This window comes from Rubrivirga halophila (assembly GCF_046845755.1).
Lineage (GTDB): Bacteria > Bacteroidota > Rhodothermia > Rhodothermales > Rubricoccaceae > Rubrivirga.
Genome location: NZ_CP177357.1, coordinates 2,545,702 through 2,564,916, shown reverse-complemented (window position 1 = coordinate 2,564,916; position 19,215 = coordinate 2,545,702). Strand labels below are relative to the sequence as shown.

Sequence of the window (19,215 nt, the reverse complement as noted above, 5' to 3'; positions counted from 1 at the left end):
GTCCACACGGGGAGTGGCTGGGCCTGCTCGTGGTCCTGGAACCGGCCGCCCGCGCCTGACCGCTCCGGTCGGGCCTCTGCCTCCGCTCGCCGCCATGCGAGCGCCCCGCCGGGAGGTCCGGCGGTCCTCCGTCCGCCGCGCGTCCGCGGTGACCCCTCGCCGAACTCCATGCAAGCGCTCATCCAGCCGTTCCAGTCCTTTTTCAAGACCGAGGCCGCCAGCGGCATCGTCCTGCTCATCGCCGCCGCCGTCGCGCTCGCCTGGGCGAACAGCCCGTTCGCCGCCAGCTACGCCGACCTGTTCGGGACCTACGTCACCGTCGGGGCCGGGGCCTTCGAGATCTCGAAGCCGCTGATCCTGTGGATCAACGACGGCCTGATGGCCATCTTCTTCTTCGTCGTCGGGCTCGAGATCAAGCGCGAGGTGCTGGCGGGCGAGCTGGCCGAGCCCCGCAAGGCGGCCCTCGCGATCGCGGCGGCGCTTGGCGGGATGGTGGTCCCCGCGCTGCTGTACACGGCGGTCAACATGGGGACGGACCGCGTGGTCGGGTGGGGCGTGCCGATGGCGACCGACATCGCGTTCGCGCTCGGCGTGCTGGCGCTGCTCGGAAGCCGGGCCCCGCTCGCGCTCAAGATCTTCCTCACCGCCGTCGCGATCGTCGACGACCTGGGCGCCGTCATCGTGATCGCGCTGTTTTACACGGCCGAGCTCAACGTGACCGCCCTCGTGGTGTCGCTGGCGCTCGTCGGCGTGCTGGCCGTCGCGAACCGGCTGGGCGTGCAGCGGCCCGTCGTCTACGGGCTGATCGGCGTCGCGGCCTGGGTGGCGATGCTGAAGTCGGGCGTCCACGCGACGATCGCGGGCGTGTTGGTGGCGCTGACGATCCCGGCGACCCGCAAGATGGACGAGGGCGAGTTCGCCGAGCGCGTCGGGGAGATGCTCGCGCGGTTCCGCGAGGGCATCCTGGGCTCGCCGACGGACCCGACGCCGGACCAGATGGCGGCGGTCCACAGCATCGAGGTGGCGTGCGAGAAGGTGGAGCCGCCGCTCCAGCGGCTCGAGCACGGGCTCCACGGCTTCGTGGCCTTTTTCGTGATGCCCGTCTTCGCGCTCGCGAACGCTGGCGTCGCCCTCGGCGCGGACGCGCTGGCGCTGGCGACCGACCCCGTCGCGCTGGGGATCGCGCTGGGCTTGATCGTCGGCAAGCCGGTCGGGGTGATGCTCCTGTCGTTCGTCGCCGTCAAGACGCGGGTCGCGTCGCTGCCGTCCGGCGTGACGTGGGGCCACGTGCTGGGCGTCAGCTTCCTGGCCGGCATCGGGTTCACGATGTCGATGTTCATCGCCAACCTCGCGTTCGGCGAGGGGCCGCTGCTCGACAGCGCCAAGGCCGGCATCCTGGGCGCGTCGCTCATCTCGGGCGCGCTGGGCGCGGTCATCCTGCTCCGGATGCCCCAGACGACGGCGACGGCGGAGTAACGACCGGCGGCCCTCGGGCACCGCGGCGTACGTTGTGCGTCCCCCCCTGGACATGACGCTCACTCAAAGCCTGCTCCTGATGGGCGGCGGCGTGCTGCTGCTGCTCGCCGGCGCCGAAGCGCTCGTGCGCGGCGCCTCCGCGCTCGCGCTGCGCGTCGGGATCACTCCGCTCGTGGTCGGGCTGACGGTCGTGGCCATTGGAACGTCGAGCCCCGAGCTCGTCGTGAGCGTGCAGGCCGCGCTCGCGGGCAAGGGCGGCGTGGCGGTCGGGAACGTGATCGGGTCGAACGTGGCCAACCTGGGCCTGATCGTCGGCGTGGCCGCCTTGCTCTCGCCGATGGTGGTCGACCGCGACCTGGTGCGGATCGACATGACGGTGATGCTGGCGTCGATGGTGGCGCTCATCGTGTTCCTGCTCGACGGGACGCTGTCGCGCGTCGAGGGCGGGCTGCTGCTGCTGGCGGCCGTCGTGTACACGGTGCTCAAGATCCGGGCGTCGCGCCAGGAGGTGCGGGCCGCGACGGCCCAGCTAGCGCCCGAGGTCCGCGACGCGATGGCCGAGGCGGCCGTCGAGGCCGGCTTCAAGCGGCACATGCTCCTGGTCGTCGGCGGGATCGCGCTCCTGGTCTTCGGGGCCGACCGCCTGTTGGCCGGCGCCGTGACGGCGGCCGAGCTGCTGGGCGTCAGCGAGGCCGTCGTGGGGCTGACGTTGGTCGCGCTCGGGACGAGCCTGCCCGAGCTGGCGACGACGGTCGTGGCGGCGCGGCGCGGCGAGGCCGAGATCGCGCTCGGGAATGCGGTCGGGTCCAACATCTTCAACGTGTTCAGCGTGCTCGGCCCGGCGGCGCTCGCCAAGCCCATCGTGGCCGAGGGGATCGGGGTCGACGTCGAGGCCATCATGATCGGGTTCGGGCTCGTGACGCTGATTTTCCTGATCTCGGGCGGGCAGACCAAGCGCTGGGAGGGGGCGGTCCTGCTGGCGGGCTACGGGGCGTACGTGTGGTGGCTCGTGGCGGGGTAGAGGGTCGGGGGTGAGGATCGAGGAAGGAGGGGCGCGGTGCTCGGCACACTCCCGCCGCCCCTTCGGGTTGTCTCCTGGAAAAGGGGGCAGCTTGGACGCGCACCGCCAGCCGGTCAGGATGGCGCTTCGTGTGCGCGTCGGGGCGGGGGATCGCAAGCGGGCCGGGATCGCGCGAGCTTCCTCTGAGCCGGGGCGCGGCTCCTGCGCTCCCGCGCTCTGCGTGGATCCCGTGTGATGGAAATACTGTCCCACCCGTGGCGTTCTTGCTGCCCCACCACGTCCGGGTCCCGTCTCCATGCCCCTCCGTCTCCTCTCCGTCGCCCTGCTGGCGCTCGTCCTCGCCGTGCCCTCATGGGCCCAGAGCGACCGCTCGCTCTACAACCAGGACCGGCTCGCCGAGCTGCTCTACGCCCGCCGCGACGCCCTCGAGGATATCCCCGAGGTGACCTACCGCAACCACGTGCTGGCCCACGAGAGCGGCAACTCCATCCTGGCCCGCCACGAACTCTACAAGGCCGTCGGCGACGGCGACGCGCGCGACGGCCGCGACCGCGTCAACGGGATGGTGGCCTTCCTCAACGGCGTCTTCATCTCCGACCTCCAGGTCGGCGACACGATCGTGCTGCCGGACGTGGTCGACGCCGACCCCCGCGCCTACAGCCCGTTCCCGCGCGACTACCCCGGCGCGCGCGACTTCGACAAGCTGTTCGTCATCGACAAGAGCGTCCAGGCCTGGGCGGGCTACGAGCACGGCCGGCTCGCGCGCTGGGGCCTCGTCTCGACGGGCGCCGAGGGCTCGGAGACGCCGAACGGCCGGTTCAATTTTAACTGGAAAGAGCGCCACCGCGTGAGCACGCTGTCGCCTCCCGGCGAGAGCTGGGACATGCGCTGGGTGTTCAACTTCCACGACGCGCGCGGCATCCACATCCACCAGTACTACGCGCTGCCGACGACCGGCGCCGCCAGCCACGGCTGCGTCCGCCTGATGACCGCCGACGCGCAGTGGATCTACGACTGGGCCGACGGCTGGGTCACCACGAACGGCACCGCCGACCGGGCGATGGCCTCGCGCGGCCGCATCTTGAAGCAGGGCACGACGGTCCTGGTCCTCGGCGAGCAGCCCGACGGCGCCCCCCAGCGCTTCCGCGACGTGAACGGCCGGCCCGAGCTGATCCGCGTCGCGCTCCCCGACGACCCGTACAGCGTGGCACCGGGGACCGACCAGCAGCGCGCCTTCGACCGCCGCCGCGCCAACAGCTAGCGCAGAGAAGAGGAAACGACGGGGGGAGGAAAGGAGGATGCTGATGGCGCTGGCGAGTCGTCGGCGCGCCGCCTTCTTCTCCTCTCGCCCTCTTCTCTTCTCTCGGTCGACGGCCCGCGAACAGCGCCCGGCGCCTGGCGTACCGGTCCGCCGCCCCGAGAGTCGATGCCGTTCCCCGTTGCCGTAGGCGCCCTCCCGTTCGTGGGCGAGCTCGCCGCCCTGTTCACCGCCGGCGTCGTGGTGGCGTACCTGTGCTACAAGGTGCGGCTGGTGCCGATCGCCGGCTTCCTACTGGCGGGCGTGGCCGTCGGGCCCGGCGCGCTGGGCCTGGTGACCGACGTCGAGCTGGTGGCCGAGCTGGCCGAGGTGGGCGTGATCCTGCTGCTGTTCTCGATCGGCGTCGAGTTCTCGCTCGGCGAGATGGCGCGGCTGGCGCGGCCGATCTTCGTCGGCGGCGGCGCCCAGGTGGCGCTGACCGTCGCGGCGGTCACGGGCGGGCTGATGCTGTTGGGCGTGGGCCTGGGCCCGGCCATCTTCACCGGCTTCTTGGTCGCCCTGTCGTCGACGGCGATCGTGCTGAAGGTGTTGGGCGAGCGGGCCGAGTCCGACACGCCGCGCGGGCGCGTGGCCTTGGCGATGCTGCTGTTCCAGGACCTGGCGATCGTCGTGATGGTGCTCCTGGTGCCGGTGCTGGCGGGCGAGGGCGGGTCGCCGCTCGACGTGGCGTGGGCGCTGGCGAAGGCCGCGCTCGTCGTGGCGGCCGTCCTGGTCGGCGCGCGGCGCGTGATCCCGGCGATCCTGGCGCGCGTGGCCGAGACGCGGCGGACCGAGCTGTTCCTGCTCGCGGTCGCGGCCATCTGCCTGGGGACGGCGTGGGCCGCGAGCCTGGCGGGCGTGAGCCTGGCGCTCGGCGCATTCCTGGCCGGGCTGCTGGTGTCTGAGAGCGACTACGCCGAGCACGCGCTGTCCGAGATCCTGCCGCTCCAGACCCTGTTTACGGCCGCGTTCTTCCTGTCGGTCGGGATGCTGCTCGACCCCGCGTTCCTGTGGGCGAACCTGGGCTGGGTGATGGCGGCGGCGGTCGGCGTCTTGGTGCTGAAGGGCGGGCTGGCGACGCTCGGCGCGCGGATTCTGGGCTACCCGCTTGGCGTGTCGCTGGCGGCCGGGCTGGCGCTGGCGCAGATCGGCGAGTTCTCGTTCGTGCTGGCGCTCGCCGGGTCCGAGGTCGGGCTGTTCCCGGCCGGGCTGGCGGCGGGCGAGCAGGGGCTGATCGCCGTGACGGTCGTGCTGATGCTGGCGACGCCCGCGCTCGTCGCGCTCGGGCCCCGGCTTACAGCGATTGGCCGGGCGATCGAGGACTCGGCGGACGAGGCGGCGGCGGAGACCGGCGCGAGCCACGGGCACGGCGTCGCGCTCGAAGACCACACGATCGTCGTCGGCTACGGCCCGGCGGGGCGCCGCTTGGGCCGCGTGCTCGGCGAGGTCGGCGTGCCGTACGCCGTGAGCGACCTCAACCCCGCCAGCCTGCGCGAGGCCGACGCCGACGGCGCCGCGACCGTCTTCGGCGACGCCGCCCGCGAGCCGATCCTGAAAAGCCTGGGCGTCGAGCGCGCCAAGCTGCTCGTGGTCGCCATCAACGACGGCGCGGCGACGCGGCGGATCGTGGCGGTCGCCCGGCACCTCAACCCGACGCTCCAGATCTTCGCCCGGACGCGCTTCCTCGGGGACGTCGAGTCGCTGACGGCGGCGGGCGCGGACGTCGTCGTGCCGGAGGAACTGGAGACGACCGTCCGGCTGTTCACGCACGTCCTGGGCGCGTACCTCATCCCCCAACACGAGATCGAGCGCCAGGCGGGGCTCGTCCGGCAGGACGACTACGGCGTGCTGCGGGGGAGCATCCAGGAGGCGCACCTGATGGTGCTCCAGGGGCTCGACGAGGAGGGCCTGCACACGCGGGCGGTCGCGGTCCGCGACGGCGCCCCGGCGGCGGGGAAGACGCTGGCGGAGCTGGGCCTGCGCCAGCAGTGGGGCATCACCGTGATGGCGGTCCGGCGCGGGCGCCAGACGGTCGGGAGCCCGGCCGGCGAGTTCCGCGTCGAGGCCGGCGACCGGCTCGTCATGGTGGCCCTCGCCGACCAGTTCGCGGCCTCGGCCGACCTGTTCCGGACGCCGGTCGCCGACTGACGTACACCTGCAGGGGGACTGGGCGATCTCCCGGTCGTGCGGGGCGGTTCCTAACCGTGTTGAATCACCCTCGGGTGTTGGTGGATCGTTTCCGGGCCTTGGTGACCGATTTCGGGGCGTCGGTGAGCGATTTTCGGGCGGTGGCGGACGATTTCTGGGCCCTGGTAATCGATTTTGGGGGGGTGGCGGACGATTTCTGGACCTTGTTGAACGATTTCTAGGCCCTGGTGAACGATTCCTGGGGTGTGGGGAACGGGTTTTAGGTACCGGTCAGCGATGTCGGGTCCTGGGGGCGCCCCGCCCCGATGAACTTTCCCGGCGCGGGTGTGCCGGGGGGACCTCCGGCCGGGCGTGTCGTTAGGACGCGCCGTTCTCGCCCTACCCCATGCTGTACGACATCCTCGCCCTCGCCGGCGGCCTGGCCCTCTTGATGGCCGCCGCCGCCGCCCTCGTCCACGGCGCGGCGTCGGCGGCGTTGCGGCTGGGGCTCTCGCCGCTCGTCGTCGGGCTGACGGTCGTGGCGTTCGGGACGAGCGCGCCCGAACTCGTGGTGACCGTGCAGGCCGCGCTGGCGGGCGCCGGCGGGATCGCGGTCGGGAACGTGGTCGGGTCGAACATCGCGAACGTGGGCCTCATCCTGGGGTTCGCCGTGCTGGTGCGGCCCATCGCCACGGACCCGTCGATCCTCCGGCGCGACCTCCCCGTCCTGCTCGGGATCACGGCCGCCGTCATCGCGCTCCTGCTCGACGGCCGGCTCGGGGTCGGGGAGGGGCTCGTGCTCGTGGCCGCGCTCGCGGCGTACCTCGGGTGGAGCGTCCGGCAGGGCCGCCGCGAGGCCGTGTCGCCTGACCTCCCGGTCGTGGCGCCCGGCCCGGTCTGGCGGGACGCGCTGCTGGTGGCGGGCGGGCTCGGCGGGCTCGCCCTCGGGGCCGACGTGTTTGTCGGCGGAGCCGTGGCGCTGGCCCGGGACGCCGGCGTGTCGAACGCCGTCATCGGACTGACCGTCGTGGCCGTGGGCACGAGCCTGCCCGAGCTGGCGACCTCCGTCGTGGCCGCGGCCCGGGGGGAGGGCGCGATGGCGGTCGGGAATGTGGTCGGGTCGAACGTGTTCAACCTGCTCGGCATCCTGGGCGTCGGCGCGATCGTGGGGCCGCTCGTGGCGCCCGGCCTGGAGCCGGTCGACCTGGCGGTGATGGCGGCCTTCGCGGTCGTGCTGCTCCCGATGATGTGGACGGGGCGGCGGCTGGTCCGGCCCGAGGCGGCGGTTCTGCTCGCGGGCTACACCGCGTACCTGAGCTACCTCGTCGTCCAGCACGGCTGACGGCCGGGGACCGGCTACAGCTGCGACTTGAGGGGGCGGACGAGCGTCTCGGCGAGCTTCTCGGTCCACGGCCGGTTCTGCCACTGCTCGTACGAGTACGGCTCGGCGTTCGCGAGGTCGGCCTCGAAGACCTCCGTCATGCGCGCGGCGAAGGTGGCGTCGTAGATGTTGAGGCTGGCCTCGTCGTTGAGCTCGAAGGACCGGATGTCGAAGTTGGTCGAGCCGACGGACGTGAAGATGCCGTCGACGAGGAGCATCTTCGTGTGGTACATGCTCGGGGCGAACTCCGCGATCAGGACGCCGGCCTCCAGGAGCGGGCCCCAGGTGCCCTTCGAGGAGATCGAGACGAGCTCGGAGTCCATGTGCTCGCCGGGGAGCACGATCCGGACGCGGACGCCGCGCTCCTGGGCGGCGACGAGCGCGTCCGAGAGCAGGCCGTCGGGGACGAAGTAGGCGGCGGCGAGGTCGATGGTGTGCTCCGCCGCCGCGATCGCCATCATGTACATCAGCCGCATGCTGTCGCTGCCGCCGGCCGGGCTCGACGTGAAGACGTGGGCCGAGGCCGTGCCGACGGAGTCGAGCGGGGGGAAGTACGCGGGGCCGTTCAAGATCTCGCCCGTCGTCTCGATCCAGTTGTCCAGGAACGCCGCCTGGAGCTGGGCCACGACGGGCCCCTCCACCTGGAAGTGCGCGTCGCGCCACTCCTCGGGCGAGTCGCCGTCGCCGTCCCACTCGTCGGCGATCCCGACGCCGCCGGTGAACCCGACCGTCCCGTCGACGACCAGGATCTTGCGGTGGGTGCGGTTGTTGAGCCGCGCCAGCGTGTACCACTCGAGCGGGCGGTACCAGTGGATCTCGACGCCGGCCGCCTCCATCAGGTCGAACGAGGCCGGGTCCATCTTCTGCGCGCCGGCCCAGTCGACGAGCACGCGGACCTCGACGCTGTCGCGGGCGCGCTCGGCGAGCGCCTCGGCAAACTGGCGGCCGATGTCGCCGGACCAGTACACGAACGTCTCGAACGTGATGGTCTCCTCGGCGCTCGCGATCGCCGCCAGCATGGCCGGGAAGATCTCGGTGCCGTTCTGGAGGTCGCTGATGAGGTTGCCGTCGACCACGCTGGGGCCGAGGAGGACGCCCATCTCGCGCCTGAACTGGGGGCTGTCGAGGTCGTAGCGGTGGTAGATCTCCTCGGTGACCTGGCGGTCGGGCCCGACAAAGTTGAGCCCCAGGATGACCACGACGGACGCGGCGATCAGGAACAGGAGGGCGATTGCGAGGCGGCGTTGGGTCATCGCGAAAGGTACCCGCCGCGTCGGGGCCCGTCAGCCGTCTCGGCCGGGGCCGGGCAGCCGCCACACCACGACGACCGGCGGGTCGGTGACGAGCACCGCGTCGTACGGCTCGGGGAGGCCCGACGTCCGGTCCCGGCGGACGCCCTGGTGCCGGCGCTGGGTCTGGCGCGAGGTCCGCTCGCCGAGCCAGACCGTCATCCGCCCGCCCGCTCCGAGGGCGACCGACTGGACGCCGCGCGGGTGCCGCCACGCGCCGACGAGCGCGCCGCCGTCGACGGTCCAGACCGAGACCCCGCCGGCGGCGTCGCCGACGGCGACGCGGGCGCCATCGGGCGACAGGGCGACGGCGCGGCCCTGGGCGTCGAGGGGGGTGCTCCACACGCGCGCGCCGGTCCGGGCGTCCCAGACGACGGCGCCGGTTTCGGCCTCGACGCCCGCCAGCCGGGCGCCGTCGGGGGTGAACGCGAGCGGGACCGACGCGATCCTCTCGAAGGTGCCGATGGAGTCCCGGGCGAGCGCGAGCGGCACGTCGACGGGGGCGCGGCCGTCGCGCGAGCGGAGGAGCAGCCGGCCGCCGGCGTGGGCGACGGCGTAGCGGTCGGCCACGGGCGCGGCGGCGACTGACACGACGCGCCCGATGCGATCGGTCCGAGTCCCGCGGCGCGCGGAGCCGCCAGCCGGGTCGGGCGCGCTCCACGCGAGGCCCTCGGTCGTGGCGAGTAGCCGGGCGCCGTCGGCGAACGTGGCGGCGGCGTGGATCGACGGCGGGCGCTCGAAGGGGACGGCGGGCTCATCGGGAGGCGCGAACGAGACGGGCGCCTCGCCCATCTCGGCGGCGAAGGCGCACGTCCGGAGCGCGTCGGCCGACTGGGCGGCGTCGAGGCCGGGGCAGGAATACGGGTCGGTGCAGCCGGCGAGGGCGACGAGGACGGCGAGCGAGAGCGGGCGCATCGGGGCAGGGGAGGGGCCCCCCTTCCTCCGCAGCGCCGCCTTGCCGGGGCGCACGGGCGGCGGATTCTCGCAATCGAAACGGCGGGGCGCGAACGTCTCGCGGGCCGGGCCGTAGGCGCCGTCCCCCTTCTCGCACCCCGATGGAGCTCTCCCAGGACGAATCGACGCAGGCCGCGCAGGCCCCCCAGCGCCCGCGCCGCCACTCCCGCCCGGTCACGCTGCGCTACGCCGTCGACGGCGAGCCGAAGGAGCTCCAGATCGGCGGGGGCGCCCCGATCACGGTCCAGTCGATGACGACGGGCAAGACGCACGAGGTCGAGACGTGCTTGGCCGAGATCGAGGGGCTGGCGGAGGCCGGCGCGGATGTCGTCCGTGTGGCCGTCCCCCGGCCCGAGGACGCGGACGCCCTGAAGGCAATCGTGGAGGGCGCGAACGTCCCGATCGTGGCCGACATCCACTTTAACCACACGTACGCGCTGAAGGCGCTGGAGGCGGGCGTCGCCAAGGTGCGGATCAACCCCGGCAACATCGGCAAGCCCGAGTGGGAGCGCGAGGTGCTGCTGGCGGCCAAGGAGCGCGGCACGCCGATCCGCATCGGCGTCAACGGGGGCTCGCTCGAGAAGGACATCCTGGACAAGTACGGCTACCCGCGTCCGGAGGCCCTGTTCGAGAGCGCCATGCGCCACGTCGAGGCGTGCACGCGCGTCGGGTTCGAGGACATCGTGATCTCGGTGAAGCACTCCGACGTGTACTTCATGATCCAGAGCTACCGCCTGCTGGCGGCGGCGACCGACTACCCGCTGCACCTGGGCGTGACGGAGTCGGGCTCGCTGAAGACCGGCCCGATCAAGTCGAGCATCGGCATCGGCTCGCTGCTGGCGGACGGGATCGGCGACACGATCCGGGTGTCGCTCGCGGCCGACTCGGTCAACGAGGTCCTGGTCGGCCACCAGATCCTGAAGTCGCTGCGGCTGGGGCGGCCCGGCGTCAACGTCATCGCGTGCCCGACGTGCGGGCGGCTCGCCGGCGACCTGTTCTCGGTCGTCGACGAGGTCGAGGAGGCGGTCGCCAAGCGCGGCTTCGACAAAGACCTGTCGGTGGCGCTGATGGGCTGCGCCGTGAACGGCCCCGGCGAGGCGGCGGGCGCCGACCTCGGCGTGTCGCTCGGCCGCGGCCGGGCGCACCTGTTCAAGCGCGGCGAGATCGTCGGGACGGTCGACCAGGACCAGATCGCGGACGCGGTGATCGACATGATCGAGCACTGGGACGAGGCGGAGTGATCGCGAGCGGATTCGGGCCGGGTTGTCCCTTCGGCCGCCGGCCGGTATCCTCTGAAAGCGCTTCCACCTAGCCCTCGCGTGCCCGTCACCATCTACGACATCGCCGACAAGGCCGGCGTCTCCATCGCGACCGTCTCGCGCGCCTTCAACGGCCACCCCCGCGTCTCGGAGAGCACGCGGCAGAAGGTGTTCGGCGTCGCCGAGGAGTTGGGCTACGTGCCCCACGCGAGCGCCCAGAGCCTGGCCCGGCAGTCGACGCAGCTGCTCTCGGCGGTCTTGCCGATGATGACCTCGGCCTTCTTCATGGAGGTGCTCCGGGGCGTGCAGGACCGGCTCGACGAGACCGACTACGACCTGCTCGTCTACGCCAGCCGGTCGGTCGACCGCGTCGGCGCCCAGCTCGACCGGGCCGTGCAGCGGGGCCGCGCCGACGGGCTCTTCGTGATCTCGACCCCGCTCGACGACGCCCGCGCCGCCCAGATCGCGGCCTCCCGCCAGCCCGCCGTCCTGATCGACGCGCACCACCCCGCCGTCGACTCCGTCGCCGTCGACAACCACCGGGGCGGGGCCGTCGCGACGCAGCACTTGTTGGACCGGGGCCACACCCGGATCGCGATGCTGATGCCCGCTGCCGACTCCGGGCCGGGCGTGCGCCGCCGGGCGGGATACCTCGACACCCTGGAGGCCGCGGGCCTCCCACGCGACCCCGACCTGATCGTCGAGGCCGAGTGGGACGAGGGGCACCACGGCTACACGCGCTACGCGGGCTACCGGGGGATGCAGGCGCTGCTGGCGCGGTTCGAGGGCCGGACCGACGCCCCGACGGCCGTCTTCGCCGCCGCCGACGTGCTGGCGTACGGCGCCCTGCGCGCCGCGCGCGAGGCCGGCCTCCGGGCCCCCCGCGACCTCGACCTCGTCGGCTTCGACGACGTCGAGTCGAGCGCGTACGCCGGCTTGACGACGGTCCGCCAGCCGATGTACGAGATGGGCCGCGTCGGCGCGGACCTCCTGCTCCGCCGGCTCGACGGCGCCGACGGCGAGGCGCGGCACGTCGTGTTCGCGCCCGAGATCGTCGTCCGCGAGTCGACGGGCGGGACGGAGCCGCTCACGTGAGCCCGGCACGACGGGCGGGGCCCCGGCGTTCTCCGCGCATGACCCGAGCCCTCGCCCTGCTGGCCGCCCTCGCCGCGAGCGCTCAGGCTCAACCTGCTGAGACGGACGCCGCCGCGCGCGCCGCCAGCCGCGCCCTCCTGGCGGTCGAGTCCGCCGACGCCGACGCCGTGCTCGCGGCGGTGCTGGCGGCCGGCGCGCTGGGCGGGCTCGACGTGGTCGCCGTCTCGGGCCGGGCCGTCGCCGTGCGCACGGCGAGTGGGATGGTCGCCTTCAATCCGACCGACGCGCCCGTCTTCCTGCGCCTGCCGGGCGACCGGATGCCGCCGCCGCTCGTCCCCGTCTCGGCCTCGCGCGACGCCGGGCGGATCGCGTCGCTCGTCGCGCTCGTCGGCGACACCGACACCCTCTTCGGCCTGCGCGTGCCGCCCCGGGCGACGGTGGTGTATCGTCCGGCGGCCCCCGTCGATGTCCGCCCGCGCGGCCTGGACGAGTAGTCCCACCACGCCCCATGCGCTGTGTCCTCGTCCTGACCCTGGCCGCCGGCCTGACCGCGTGCGCGGCGCCGTCGGGCCCGCCGCCCGAGGGCGAACCGGTCGTCGTCCGAGTCTGGCACCAGAAGGACGCCGCCGAGCGGACGTTTCTGGAGGACTGGGCCGCCGCGTACAACGCGCGCCAGGACTCCGTCCGGCTGGAGACGCTCTACAAGGAGACCGAGGAGCTCCGCAACCACTACGTCTTCGCGGCGATCGGCGGGAAGGGCCCCGACCTCATCTTCGGGCCGGCCGACAACATGGGAACGCTCGGCATCACCGAGACCATCCGCCCGCTCGACGACCTGGTGCCCGCCGACTACCTCGCCGGGTTCACGGAGGACGGGCGCGTGATGTACGACGGGCACGTCTATGGGCTGGCCGACCAGATCGGCAACCACCTCACGTTCGTCTACAACCCGGCCCTGCTGGCGGAGCCGCCCGCTACGCTCGCCGAGCTGGCGGCGCTGGGGAGCACCCTGACCAAGGACACCGACGGCGACGGCGCGCCCGACCAGTACGCGCTCGTCTGGAACTACACCGAGCCGTTCTTCTTCATCCCCTTCCTGACCTCCTTCGGGGGCTGGGTGATGGACGAGGCCGGCCACCCGACGCTCGACACGCCCGAGACCGTCGCCGCCATCCAGTACGTCCTCGACCTGCGCGACCGCTACGCCGTGCTCCCGCGCGAGGCCGACTACGAGACCTCGAAGGCCCTCTTCCGCGACGACCTCGCGGCCGCCACCATCGACGGGCCGTGGTCGTGGGGCGGCTACGCCGAGGCGGGCGTCGACGTGCGGCTGGCGCCGCTTCCGATCAACGAGACCACCGGCCTCTACGCGCAGCCGATGGCGGCAGCCAAGGCGTACTCGCTCAACCCGAGCGTCCCCGACTGGAAGCTGCCGACCGTGCTCGGCGTCCTGCGCCTGCTGACCGACGACGCCATCCAGGCCGACATGACGCGCGAGCTGGCGACGATCCCGGTCCGCGCCGCCGTCCGCGCGTCCGACGTGATGGAGTCGAGCGAGACGCTGACGCAGAGCCTGGCCCAGATCGAGCACTCGCGCCCCATGCCGACCGAGCCGCAGATGCGCCAGATCTGGGACGCCATGCGCGGCCCGTACCAGCTCGTGATGAACGGCCAGGTAGGCGCCGCCGAGGGCGCCCGGTTGATGCAGGAGCAGGCCGAGAAGCGCATCGCCGACACGTTTTTGGAGTGAGGGGCGGAGGGATGTGGCATGGAGGGACGGGCAGACCTCCTCCGCATCCCTCTCGCATCCCGAATCCCGCACCCCTCTTCCCGCCATGCTCAACGCCCCCACCGACGCTCTGGCGATCGACCGCGCCGCCGAGACGCCGCCCGGTCCCCGCGTGGACTGGGGCCGGCGGTGGTTTCTGGCGGCGTTGCTGGGGCCGACCGCGCTCGTGGTGCTGGCCGTCGTCGCCTTCCCGTTCGTGTACAACGTGGCGATCTCGTTCAGCAACATGAACATCTACACGCTGCGGGACTGGGAGCTCGTCGGGCCCGACCAGTACCTCGCCGTGTTCGCCGAGCCCGCGTTCTGGAGCGTGCTCGTCAAGACCCTCGTCTGGACGGCCGTCAACGTCGTCTTCCACGTCGGGCTGGGCGTGTTTCTGGCCGTCATCCTGCACCAGTCGTTTATCCGGGGCAAGAGCGCGTGGCGGGTGCTGCTGATCCTGCCGTGGGCCGTGCCCCAGTACATCACGGCGCTGACGTGGCGGGGGATGTTCAACTACGAGTTCGGCGCCGTCAACCTGCTCGTCGAGGGGCTGGGCGGGAGCGCGGTCTCGTGGCTGAGCGACCCGACGACGGCGTTCGTCGCGGCCATCATCACGAACGTCTGGCTCGGCTTCCCGTTCATGATGGTCATCGCGCTCGGCGGCCTGCAGTCGATCCCGACGGAGCTCTACGAGGCCGCGCGCGTCGACGGCGCGAACGCCTGGGTGCAGTTTCGGACGATCACGATGCCGCTCCTCAAGCCCGTCATGGCCCCGGCCATCACGCTCGGCGCCATCTGGACGTTCAACAACATCAACGTGGTGTGGCTCGTCTCGAACGGGGGCGAGCCCAACGACCAGACGCACATCCTGGTGAGCTACGTCTACGAGGCCGCGTTCTCGATGTACCGCTTCGGCTGGGCGGCCGCGCTGTCGATGGTCATCTTCGGCGTGCTGTTCGTGTTTACGCAGGCCTTCCTCAACCGGACCCAGGCCGCCGAGTCGGTGTATTAGCCCCGCTGGCGCCCGAGTGATGGGCCGCCCATTCCACATTGAGTCATCCCCGCGCAGGCGGGGATCCATACAGCCTCCCATCCGCTTGCCTCGCTCCGGCTTCGTCTACATCCTCGCCAGCAAGCCCAACGGCACGCTCTACATCGGCGTGACGACCGATCTCGCCCGGCGCCTCGATGAACATCGGCGAGGAGAGGGGTCCGCGTTTGTGGCCGAGCACGGCGTGGCTCGGTTGGTCTACGTCGAGCCGCACGACGCCATCCGCGATGCGGTCGAGCGCGAGCGGCGCCTGAAGAAATGGAATCGGGAGTGGAAGCTGCAGCTGATCCGTGGGCAGAACCCGACGTGGCGAGACCTCGCCATCGACCTCGACCGCCAGCCCGGAGCGGGTGGAGGCATTGGGGCAGGTCGCATGGATCCCCGCCTGCGCGGGGATGACTCGGGTGGAGGAGAGTCGTCACCCAGGGGGGGGGGGCGCTCGCGCTTCCGCTCCGCGGCTGCGCTGCTGGCGGCGCTCGTCGTGCTCGGCGCGTGCGGCGGCGAACCGCCCGAGAGCCAGCTCGTCGGGGAGGGGCCCGCGTCGCTGGTCGCGCTCGCGGTCGAGGCCGAGGCGCTCGACGAAGCCGACTCGACCGGGGCGACCCGGTCGACGTTCCAGGCCGACCCCGGCGGGGCGACGTGGTACGACGCGCTGGCCGGGCCCGGCCGGGACCCCGCGATGGGGCTGTCCGTCGGCGGCCGGACGGCGCTGCACGGCTGGCGCTGGTGGTCCGACGCCGACTCCATCGGGCTCGGCCCGCGCGACCGCATCCGGGGCGTCGCCCGGCCCGACGTGGCCGTGCGGACGTACCTGGAGCAGGACACGACCGGCTTCGTCGCCAAAATCATCGGCCAGATCCAGGGCGAGCGCCCCTCGCGCCTGAGCGAGCGCGTGACGCTCCTCGACGGCGCCGCCGAGGGGCAGGCCGCGCTCTACGTCGAGGTCGCCGACTCGGTGGGCGTGGTCGGCTTCCGGCCGGTCCGCAGCGAGCGCCGCGCGGCGGGCGACTACCGCATTCAGGACGTGGGCGGAACGTTGGTGTTCGCCGCCGCCGCCGACGTGCCGACCGACTCGACCGTGGTCCCCGAGGGCCCGATCTGGACGGCCGTCGCGGGCGACGGCGTCCGCTCCACGAGCGCCGCCGACGACACGCCCGAGGGCGGGCGCGACCAGGCCTTCCGCCTCGGCGAGGTGCTCGTCGAGACGCCCGGCGCCGTCGCCGTCGCGACCGGCGCGACGCCCCAAGCCGCCGCCGCCGCCGCTCGGGAGGCGCTGGCGACCGGCGATGCCCGCCGCGAGGCCCGCAGCGCCCGGCTCGCGGCCATCGTCGACGACGTCGTCTTCGAGACCGACGACGCGACGCTCAACGCCGCCTACCGCTGGGCCGTCGTGTCGCTGGAGACGCTGACCGTCCGCGACAGCGCGCGCGTCTCGATCCGGCCCGGCCTGCCCGGCGCCGAGCCGGCCTCGTATCCCTCCGCCGCGTGGACCGTCCCGGCGTTCCTGAGCACCGGCCGGTGGGAGACCGCTGGCGACCTCATCCGCACGACGGGCGCCGGCCAGATCTTCGACCGCCGCGCCGACCTGCTCGGCCGCGCCCCGGACCTCGTCCGGCTCGACGGCTCCGACGACGTGTTCTCGACCGCCGACGGCACGGCCGTCTTCCTGGGCGCCGCCGGCGACTACGTCCGCACGACCGGCGACCGCTCGCTCGTGACCGGCGGGGCCAACTTCTGGTTCAAGACCGTCTTCGCGCTCCGCGGCATCTACGAGCCCGACAGCCGCAACGGCGGCGCGACCGACTCCCTCGGGTTCCTGGTGGCCCGTGACCGGCGCGGCACGTGGCTTGAAGGCGACCCCGAGCGGGGCGGCGTTCGCCGGCGCGGCGCCGTCGCCGAGAACCAGGGGGCGCTGTACCGCGCGCTCGGGACGGCCACCCAGTTTGCCCGCATCATGGGCGTCTCCCAGCGGTCGTCGGCCGTGTGGTACGCCGACACGTCCGCCGTGCTCGTCCGCCAGTTCGAGCGCGCCTTCGCCGACGGCGACCTGCTCGCGGACCGCGTCGACGCGAACGGCCGCTCGCGCGACGTGCGCCCCGGCGCCCTCTTGGCGCTGGCCCAGATGGACGGGCTGCCCCCCGCCGACCGCGCCCGATTCGCCCGCGCGCTCGCGGATCGGCTCGCGTTCCCGTATGGCATCGCGTCGCTGGCGCAGTCGGACTCGATGTTCCACCCCTACCTCGACGCCCCGGAGTACTACACGCCCGAGTCGGCGCGCTCCAACGGCGCCGTGTGGACGTGGCTGGCGGGCCCCGTCGCCACGCTGATGGCCGAGACGGGCGGCGCCGAGCCGGCCGCGGCGCTCGTACAGGCGCAGGCCGAGCTGCTGCTCGACGCGGGCGTCGTCGGCGGCATCCCCGAGCTCGTCGCCGGGCACCCCCGCGAGGCCGGGCTGCTCCCCGAGGTCGGCGGCGCGCCGATCCAGCCGTGGAGCCTGGCGGGCTTCCTCGACGCCACCATGCGCGGCCTCGTCGGCGCGCGCTACGCCACGGCCGACACGCTCGTCGTGGCGCCGCACCTGCCCGAGGCCTGGGGCGAGACGACGGTCCGCCTGCGCCTGCGCGGCGGGACGGTCGGGCTGACGATGACGCAGTCCGCCGACGGCCTGGAGGCGAGGGTCGAGCCGGGCGGCGAGCTGACGGAGGCCGCGACGATCGTGCTCGAAGCGGCCGGCCGCCGCGTCGCCGTCCCGCTCGCGGTCGCCAGCGACACGACGGTGACGGCCCGTGAGTCGTTTACGGTCGAATTGACCGCCGACGGCGCCGAGGTCGACGGCGAGCCCGTGCCGTCCGGCGAGCTGGCCCCGATGCCCGACGCCTGGGACGGCTTCGCCTTCGTCGAGCCCGATCTCCGCGACGAGTACCCCGTGATGCGGGCCGTCGCCGACCAGCGCCAGCTCGGCGACGGCCAGATCCTGCGCGACAACCCGCGCGCCGCCGTCGCCCTCACCCAGACCGACCCCTCGGGCGACGACTGGGGCGCGACCAGCACCTTCACCTATCCCGAGGGCGTGCCCCCGGGCGAGCTCGACGTGACCTACTTCGAGGTGGCTCGCGACGACTCGACGACCTACTTCCGGGCCGAGTTCGCCGCGCTCGGCGAGAACACGATCGTCGCCTTCGCCATCGACTCGGAAGAGGGCGGGGCCGAGACCGTCGGCCGCGGGGCCGACTACGACTTCCCCGACGACGGCGGCTACGAGTACGTCATCTTCGTCGGCGACGGGCTCGTCGTCGAGGACGCGCGCGGCCGCGAGATCGGCCGGCTCGGCTCGGGCACGGCCTTCGACCCGTCGACGGGCTCGCTCCAGTTCGCCATCCCGACGTTCATCGTGCCCTCGCTGCGCGGGGCCCGCGTCACGATGCTGGTCGGCGCCCGGGGCTCCGGCTCCGGCGTCGGCACCTTCCTCCGGGTCGACGACGACGCCTCCGACGACACCGGCGGCGGCCGCGTCGACAGCCGCTCGCCGAACGTCTACGACGTCGTCGTGGGCTCTATCCGCTAGCCGATGAGGGTCGCCAGCCGCCTCGGCGCGTACGCCACGCTCGCCCTCTTCGTGTTCGTCGCGGTCTTCCCCCTCGCGCGGATCCTGACGATCTCGCTGCGCCCGACCGACCAGCTGCTCTCGCGGTCGCTGGCCGTCGTCCCCGACGGCGCGACGCTCGACAACTACCGCGTGCTGCTGACCGAGACGCCGTTCTTGCGCTGGCTCGGCAACAGCCTGTTGGTCGCGCTCATGGTCACCATCACCGGCGTCGCACTCGCCTCGACGGCCGGGTACGCGCTGTCGCGGCACCGCTTCCGGGGGCGCAAGGCGGCGCTCTCCGGGATTCTGGTCACCCAGATGTTTCCGGCGACGATGCTGCTCTTGCCGCTCTACATCGTGCTCGTGGAGCTGGGGCTCTTGAACTCGTACCTCGGGCTCGTCGTGATCTACTCGGCGACCGCGCTGCCCTTCTGCGTCTGGCAGATGAAGGGGTACTACGACACCGTCCCCGCAAGCTTGGAGGAGGCCGCGCGCATCGACGGGGCGACGCCGTGGCAGGCGTTTTACAAGGTGATCCTGCCGCTCGCGGCGCCCGCGCTCGCCATCACGGCGCTGTTCTCGTTCATGACGGCGTGGAACGAGTACGTCGTTGCGGCGGTCGTTTTGCAGGACACCGAGCTGTTCACGATGCCGGTCGGGCTCAAGCAGTTCCAGGGTTCGATGTCGACGCAGTGGGGGCTGTATGCAGCCGGCTCGCTCCTGGTCTCGATCCCGGTGATCGCCCTCTTCCTGGCCGTGAGTCGGTTCCTCGTCTCCGGCCTGACGCTGGGCGCCGTTAAGGGCTGACCTCGGGGGGGCGAGGTGGATGGGGACGAGATGAGGTGCGTGGATCGCAAGGCGTTGGAATCGTATACCTTGCAGTCAGGGCTTCCCTGAGCGCGTCCGGC

At 72.7% G+C, this 19,215-nt stretch carries 14 protein-coding genes; 12 read left to right on the top strand and 2 right to left on the bottom strand.

Translation table 11 applies throughout. The features are described 5' to 3' along the window. Positions 1-168 precede the first annotated feature (168 nt). The 5 genes from nhaA to ACLIRP_RS11350 all read left to right on the top strand — a co-directional run bounded on the left by nhaA (position 169) and on the right by ACLIRP_RS11350 (position 7,263). A complete protein-coding gene (gene nhaA, locus ACLIRP_RS11370; protein ID WP_412060568.1) occupies positions 169-1,476 on the top strand; it encodes a Na+/H+ antiporter NhaA in 1,308 nt (435 codons plus the stop codon). 52 nt (positions 1,477-1,528) lie between these two features. Next, complete coding sequence (locus tag ACLIRP_RS11365; RefSeq protein ID WP_412060567.1) at positions 1,529-2,497, top strand: calcium/sodium antiporter; 969 nt, start codon at positions 1,529-1,531, stop codon at positions 2,495-2,497. Between the two features lie 295 nt (positions 2,498-2,792). Next, positions 2,793-3,758: a L,D-transpeptidase gene (locus tag ACLIRP_RS11360; RefSeq protein WP_412060566.1), complete on the top strand. Its 966-nt coding sequence runs from the start codon at positions 2,793-2,795 to the stop codon at positions 3,756-3,758. Positions 3,759-3,923: 165 nt separating this feature from the next. Beyond that, on the top strand, positions 3,924-5,942 hold the full coding sequence (locus tag ACLIRP_RS11355) for a cation:proton antiporter (protein ID WP_412060565.1): 2,019 nt from the start codon (positions 3,924-3,926) through the stop codon (positions 5,940-5,942). 385 nt (positions 5,943-6,327) lie between these two features. Continuing rightward, entirely contained in the window at positions 6,328-7,263 is a 936-nt protein-coding gene (locus tag ACLIRP_RS11350; protein ID WP_412060564.1) for a calcium/sodium antiporter, read from the top strand. Positions 7,264-7,277: 14 nt separating this feature from the next. Here the strand turns inward: ACLIRP_RS11350 and ACLIRP_RS11345 are convergent, their stop codons facing one another. Next, positions 7,278-8,555 (bottom strand): phospholipase D-like domain-containing protein, encoded by a 1,278-nt coding sequence (locus ACLIRP_RS11345; protein WP_412060563.1) that lies wholly within the window; start codon positions 8,553-8,555, stop codon positions 7,278-7,280. Positions 8,556-8,585: 30 nt separating this feature from the next. Next, positions 8,586-9,506, bottom strand: a complete 921-nt coding sequence (locus ACLIRP_RS11340; protein ID WP_412060562.1) for a WD40 repeat domain-containing protein — start codon at positions 9,504-9,506, stop codon at positions 8,586-8,588. Positions 9,507-9,646: 140 nt separating this feature from the next. Between ACLIRP_RS11340 and ispG the strand changes: the two genes are divergently transcribed. The 7 genes from ispG (at position 9,647) to ACLIRP_RS11305 (ending at position 19,114) form a co-directional block, all read left to right on the top strand. After that, positions 9,647-10,786: a flavodoxin-dependent (E)-4-hydroxy-3-methylbut-2-enyl-diphosphate synthase gene (gene ispG, locus ACLIRP_RS11335; RefSeq protein ID WP_412060561.1), complete on the top strand. Its 1,140-nt coding sequence runs from the start codon at positions 9,647-9,649 to the stop codon at positions 10,784-10,786. A gap of 78 nt (positions 10,787-10,864) precedes the next feature. Continuing rightward, on the top strand, positions 10,865-11,899 hold the full coding sequence (locus tag ACLIRP_RS11330) for a LacI family DNA-binding transcriptional regulator (protein ID WP_412060560.1): 1,035 nt from the start codon (positions 10,865-10,867) through the stop codon (positions 11,897-11,899). Between the two features lie 38 nt (positions 11,900-11,937). After that, a complete protein-coding gene (locus ACLIRP_RS11325; protein WP_412060559.1) occupies positions 11,938-12,393 on the top strand; it encodes a hypothetical protein in 456 nt (151 codons plus the stop codon). Between the two features lie 14 nt (positions 12,394-12,407). Next, positions 12,408-13,649, top strand: coding sequence for an extracellular solute-binding protein (locus tag ACLIRP_RS11320; RefSeq protein ID WP_412060558.1), 1,242 nt, complete (start codon positions 12,408-12,410; stop codon positions 13,647-13,649). Positions 13,650-13,734: 85 nt separating this feature from the next. Then, a complete protein-coding gene (locus tag ACLIRP_RS11315) occupies positions 13,735-14,682 on the top strand; it encodes a carbohydrate ABC transporter permease (RefSeq protein ID WP_412060557.1) in 948 nt (315 codons plus the stop codon). A gap of 85 nt (positions 14,683-14,767) precedes the next feature. Next, the gene (locus ACLIRP_RS11310) at positions 14,768-18,286 is read left to right on the top strand and encodes an amylo-alpha-1,6-glucosidase (RefSeq protein ID WP_412060556.1); all 3,519 of its coding nucleotides are present in this window, start codon (positions 14,768-14,770) and stop codon (positions 18,284-18,286) included. Positions 18,287-18,289: 3 nt separating this feature from the next. Beyond that, positions 18,290-19,114 (top strand): sugar ABC transporter permease, encoded by an 825-nt coding sequence (locus ACLIRP_RS11305; RefSeq protein ID WP_412060555.1) that lies wholly within the window; start codon positions 18,290-18,292, stop codon positions 19,112-19,114. Positions 19,115-19,215: the final 101 nt, after the last annotated feature.

Bases quoted from the DNA above. Each gene is read 5' to 3' on its own strand.
- ACLIRP_RS11355 (WP_412060565.1), top strand. From the start codon at position 3,924: ATGCCGTTCCCCGTTGCCGTAGGCGCCCTCCCGTTCGTGGGCGAGCTC.
- ACLIRP_RS11315 (WP_412060557.1), top strand. From the start codon at position 13,735: ATGCTCAACGCCCCCACCGACGCTCTGGCGATCGACCGCGCCGCCGAG.
- nhaA (WP_412060568.1), top strand. From the start codon at position 169: ATGCAAGCGCTCATCCAGCCGTTCCAGTCCTTTTTCAAGACCGAGGCC.
- ACLIRP_RS11340 (WP_412060562.1), bottom strand. From the start codon at position 9,506: ATGCGCCCGCTCTCGCTCGCCGTCCTCGTCGCCCTCGCCGGCTGCACC.
- ispG (WP_412060561.1), top strand. From the start codon at position 9,647: ATGGAGCTCTCCCAGGACGAATCGACGCAGGCCGCGCAGGCCCCCCAG.
- ACLIRP_RS11360 (WP_412060566.1), top strand. From the start codon at position 2,793: ATGCCCCTCCGTCTCCTCTCCGTCGCCCTGCTGGCGCTCGTCCTCGCC.
- ACLIRP_RS11345 (WP_412060563.1), bottom strand. From the start codon at position 8,555: ATGACCCAACGCCGCCTCGCAATCGCCCTCCTGTTCCTGATCGCCGCG.
- ACLIRP_RS11305 (WP_412060555.1), top strand. From the start codon at position 18,290: ATGAGGGTCGCCAGCCGCCTCGGCGCGTACGCCACGCTCGCCCTCTTC.
- ACLIRP_RS11365 (WP_412060567.1), top strand. From the start codon at position 1,529: ATGACGCTCACTCAAAGCCTGCTCCTGATGGGCGGCGGCGTGCTGCTG.
- ACLIRP_RS11350 (WP_412060564.1), top strand. From the start codon at position 6,328: ATGCTGTACGACATCCTCGCCCTCGCCGGCGGCCTGGCCCTCTTGATG.
- ACLIRP_RS11325 (WP_412060559.1), top strand. From the start codon at position 11,938: ATGACCCGAGCCCTCGCCCTGCTGGCCGCCCTCGCCGCGAGCGCTCAG.
- ACLIRP_RS11320 (WP_412060558.1), top strand. From the start codon at position 12,408: ATGCGCTGTGTCCTCGTCCTGACCCTGGCCGCCGGCCTGACCGCGTGC.